The organism is Stenotrophomonas sp. STEN021, from assembly GCF_056760175.1.
In genome coordinates, this window is record NZ_JBRREH010000149.1 from 1 (window position 1) to 4148 (window position 4148).

At 65.2% G+C, this 4148-nt stretch carries 6 protein-coding genes; 5 read left to right on the plus strand and 1 reads right to left on the minus strand.

All coding sequences use genetic code 11. The annotated features are described in order from the left end of the window. Positions 1-117: 117 nt before the first annotated feature. The gene (locus ACVOL0_RS20085) at positions 118-558 is read right to left on the minus strand and encodes a classical arabinogalactan protein 4 (protein ID WP_481550584.1); all 441 of its coding nucleotides are present in this window, start codon (positions 556-558) and stop codon (positions 118-120) included. A gap of 66 nt (positions 559-624) precedes the next feature. Here ACVOL0_RS20085 and msrB point away from each other — a divergent pair, with 66 nt between their 5' ends. The 5 genes from msrB to ACVOL0_RS20110 all read left to right on the plus strand — a co-directional run bounded on the left by msrB (position 625) and on the right by ACVOL0_RS20110 (position 3964). Further along, positions 625-1092, plus strand: a complete 468-nt coding sequence (gene msrB / locus ACVOL0_RS20090; RefSeq protein WP_481550585.1) for a peptide-methionine (R)-S-oxide reductase MsrB — start codon at positions 625-627, stop codon at positions 1090-1092. A gap of 213 nt (positions 1093-1305) precedes the next feature. Continuing rightward, a complete protein-coding gene (gene motA, locus ACVOL0_RS20095; RefSeq protein WP_057626758.1) occupies positions 1306-2160 on the plus strand; it encodes a flagellar motor stator protein MotA in 855 nt (284 codons plus the stop codon). A gap of 10 nt (positions 2161-2170) precedes the next feature. Continuing rightward, the gene (motB, locus tag ACVOL0_RS20100; protein WP_481550586.1) at positions 2171-3124 is read left to right on the plus strand and encodes a flagellar motor protein MotB; all 954 of its coding nucleotides are present in this window, start codon (positions 2171-2173) and stop codon (positions 3122-3124) included. Between the two features lie 67 nt (positions 3125-3191). Continuing rightward, on the plus strand, positions 3192-3674 hold the full coding sequence (locus ACVOL0_RS20105) for a hypothetical protein (RefSeq protein ID WP_481550587.1): 483 nt from the start codon (positions 3192-3194) through the stop codon (positions 3672-3674). A 14-nt stretch (positions 3675-3688) separates the two neighbouring features. After that, the gene (locus tag ACVOL0_RS20110) at positions 3689-3964 is read left to right on the plus strand and encodes a DUF4031 domain-containing protein (RefSeq protein WP_282273319.1); all 276 of its coding nucleotides are present in this window, start codon (positions 3689-3691) and stop codon (positions 3962-3964) included. The last annotated feature ends 184 nt before the right edge of the window (positions 3965-4148 follow it).

The following is a 4148-nucleotide window of genomic DNA, read 5'->3' on the forward strand; positions in this document are numbered from 1 at the left end:
CCGAGCCATGCTCGGCAGAGGCTCTACCGGTGAAGCACCATTGCCGAGCATGGCTCGGCACTGCACGGACGCTCTATCGGTAAAGCCTCCTGCCGAGCATGGCTCGGCGCTACAGGTTCAGCGCGTACCGGCCGGCGGCGGCACTACCTGTTGCCCCTGCCCACTGGGCACGGTGTCGTAGTAGCGATTGGTGCGCGTATCCAGTACCCGGCCTGGGCTGGTCTGACGCATCTGTGGCGCTGGCTGGCCCTTGCTGTCGTAAATCGGCCGTACCGGCTGCACCGGCTGGGTGATCGGTTTGGCCTTCGGCGCCGACTTGGGTTTGGTGATCGGCTTTGGCGGCAACGCATCTGGCTGGCGCCCTGTTGCGGGCGGCTGCGACGGCTGTGGCAGCGTTACTGGACGCGTTGCCGTCGGTGACGGCGGCGGTTGCAGCTGCGCCCGAGCGAACATCGGCATGATCGCCAGCAGTACCAGCAGCGGATACGCCATCGATTTCATCGGCACCTCCCGTTCGTCCACCAGCCGAGCATGCGCCGGCACAGCTTGCGCGGCCATGAATGCGCGCTTGGACTGGCCCCTGCCCGCCCCTACCATTGCTACCTGCCCCACGGATGTCGCGCCATGACCGCCTTCGACCTGTCCCCTCCCAGCAATGCCGAACGTGATGCCCTGATCGCCGGGCTCAGCAGCGAAGAACAGCGCGTGCTGCTGCATCACGGCACCGAGGCGCCGTTCTGCGGCGTGTTCCTGGATAACAAGCGCGACGGGGTGTATTGCTGCCGTCTGTGCGCACTGCCGCTGTTCCGCTCCAGTACCAAATTCGATTCCGGCACTGGCTGGCCGAGCTTCTTTGCCCCGTTCGATCCGGCACATGTACGCGAGATCCGCGACATCAGCCACGGCATGATCCGCACCGAGATCGTCTGCGCGCGTTGCGGCAGCCATCTGGGCCACGTGTTCCCGGACGGTCCGCCGCCGACCTTTGAACGGCATTGCTTGAATTCGGTGTCACTGGGGTTTGTCGAGAACGGCCAGCCCTACCCGGACCCGCTGCAGCGTGGTGGAGCCGAGGCGCAGCCGGCTGCGTAAGCGTAAGCACAGGTGTAGCGCCGAGCCATGCTCGGCTGGGTGCAGCAAACCCTGTAGTGCCGAGCCATGCTCGGCAGGAGCGTTACCGGTAAAGCCTCAGCCGAGCATGGCTCGGCACTACAGGGTTTGCTGCACCCAGCCGAGCATGGCTCGGCGCTACAGATTTTCCGCTGACGGCCGACAACGGGATATCCCCATCCCTTGTCTGCCCCCATGCTCATCATCGTCGGCCTGCTCGTTGTCATCTTTGCTGTCCTGGGCGGCTACGTCGGTGCGCATGGCCGCCTGGCCGCGCTGTGGCAGCCCTACGAACTGGTCATCATCGGTGGCGCGGCACTGGGCGCGTTCCTGATCGCCACGCCGCTCAAGACCGTCAAGCAGACCTTGCGGGCAACCGTCAGCGTGTTCAAGGGCCCACAGTACAAGCGCCAGGACTACCTGGACGTGCTCAGCCTGCTCTACGAACTGCTCAACAAGGCCCGCCGCGAAGGCTTCATGGCGCTGGAAGACCACGTCGAGAACCCGCAGGACAGCGCGGTGTTCGCCAACTACCCCAAGGTCCTGGCCGACCACCACCTGCTCGATTTCATCACCGACTGCCTGCGGTTGATGATCGGCTCCAACATCGAGCCGCACGAGCTGGAACCGTTGCTGGAGCTGGAGCTGGAAAAGCACCACCACGAAGCGCTGGAACCTGCGCACGTGCTGAACAAGGTAGCCGACGGTCTGCCGGGCTTCGGCATCGTCGCCGCGGTCCTTGGCATCGTCATCACCATGGGCGCGATCGGCGGCGACATCAAGGAAGTCGGTGCGCACGTGGCCGGGGCGCTGGTCGGCACCTTCCTCGGCATCCTGCTCGGCTATGGCTTCATCGGGCCACTGGCTGCAGCGGTGGAAGCCCGCGCCGAGCAGGACGCACGCATCTACGAATCAGTGAAAACCGCACTGCTGGCCTGCCTGCGTGGCTACAACCCGAAGATCGCGCTGGAGTTCGCCCGCAAGACCGTGCCTTCGGCACTGCGTCCGGGTTTCAGCGAGTTCGAGCAACACCTGAAGTCGGTCAAGTAAGGCGAGCGCCATGACCGAGACCAAACCCACGGTGATCGTGCGCCGGGTGAAGAAAGTCCAGGGCGGCGGCCATCACGGCGGCTCCTGGAAGGTGGCATACGCCGACTTCGTCACCGCGATGATGGCTTTCTTCCTGGTGCTGTGGCTGATGGCCGCCACCACCAAGCCCGAGCGCGCTGCAATTTCCGAATACTTCCGCAATCCCAGCCCACTGGCCGGCAGCAGCAGTACGCCGGCGCCGGGCATGGCCGGCCCCGGCGGCGCCAGCACCTCGATGATCAAGCTCGGCGGTGCCACCGACGTGTCGCGTGGCAACAGCAATGATCCGTTCCAGAACCGGCAGGAAGCGGTGCCCACGCCGGTACAGGAGCGCGAGCGCGACAAGCAGCGCCTGGAAGCCTTGAAGCAGGAGTTGCAGGAAGCGATCAGCAAGAGCCAGGCGCTGGAGCCGTTCAAGGACCAGTTGCTGCTGGACATCACCCCGGAAGGTCTGCGCATCCAGATCGTGGACAAGCAGAACCGGCCGATGTTCGACCTCGGCAGCGCGCGCCTGATGCCGTACACGCAGACGATCCTGGTGGAGCTGTCGCGCTACATCAACCAGGTGCCCAACCACATCAGCCTCACCGGCCATACCGATACCACCGCTTATTCCACCCAGGTGGGCTACGGCAACTGGGAGCTGAGTGCGGACCGCGCCAATGCCGCGCGACGTGCACTGCTGGAAGGCGGCATGGACCCGGCCAAGGTGGCGCGTGTGGTCGGATTGGCGTCGTCGGTACTGTTTGACAAGACCAATCCGCAGAACCCGATCAACCGCCGCATCAGCATCGTGGTGATGAGCCAGGAAGCCGAAGCAGCGGCACTGAACCAGGCCGACAGCCTGCCGGTCCCGGTGGCCACCGTCGTCCCGGCGGCCGCTGCTACGGCTCCGGCTGATGACATCAGCGACGGCCCCGGTTGAGCCCCGTTCCGGCAGCAGGGGCGCGCTGCGCCTACAATGGGCGTCGTTTTCCTATTAGCCGAACATCATGTCCAAGCTCTCCAAAGCCAAGCGCGACAAGCGCAAGAAGCAGGCCCCGCGCCGCCCGTTCGCCCGCCTGAACGCCCAGCAGCAGGTGCAGAACCACGCCGTGCTGGTCAACGAAGAAGGCCAGGTCGTGGCCGCCATCGGCCTGCAGGGCAATGAGTGGCTGCTGGCCATCGGCGGCCAGACCATGGGCAATGCCGACAACCCGGTGCCGATGCTGGCCATGCTCAAGCACCTGGCCAATGTGCAGGAGAAGGAAGGCCGCAAGGTCACCCTGGAATACTCCGCAGCGCTGCAGCAGATGATCGACGACCTGGCCGCTGACGAAGGCAAGACCGCCGACGATTACCTGGCCGGCCTGGTGTCCGAGTTTGAAGGCATCGAAGGCGAAGAAGCCGCTGAAGCGGCAGCTGGAGACGTCGCAGGCGAGACCATCGCGATTGCCGAAGAAGTGCCGGCTGACGACGACAAGTCCAAGGCCTGAGTCCAGGGCCGAACGTGACGGTCTATATCGACGATGCGGTACATCCCTGGCGCGGTGAGCGCTGGGCGCATCTGATGGCCGACACCTTGCCCGAGCTGCATGCGCTGGCGCAGCAGCTCGGGATTCCGCGCAGAGCCTTCCAGAACCGCCCCAGCGGCGTGCACTACGACGTGCCTGCGCCGCTGCGTGAGCAGGCAATTGTGCTCGGCGCGCAGGCGATATCGCGGCATACCGATCGCGCGCAGATGCGCCGGGTGATTGCCAATGCGCGGGCGTTGTACCAGCCCTGATCACCGGTTTGTAGGAGCGGCGTACGCCGCGAAGCTCGTATTCCGTCAGGTCGCGGACACGCAGATCGCTTCCCCGATGCCGGCTTCCGGGGCGAAGACGCCGCAGCAAAAAACCCCAGGAAAAGCGGAGCGGGCCCCGGGCGCAGCGGCAACCCCCCCCACCAAACCAACGCAGCACAACTTG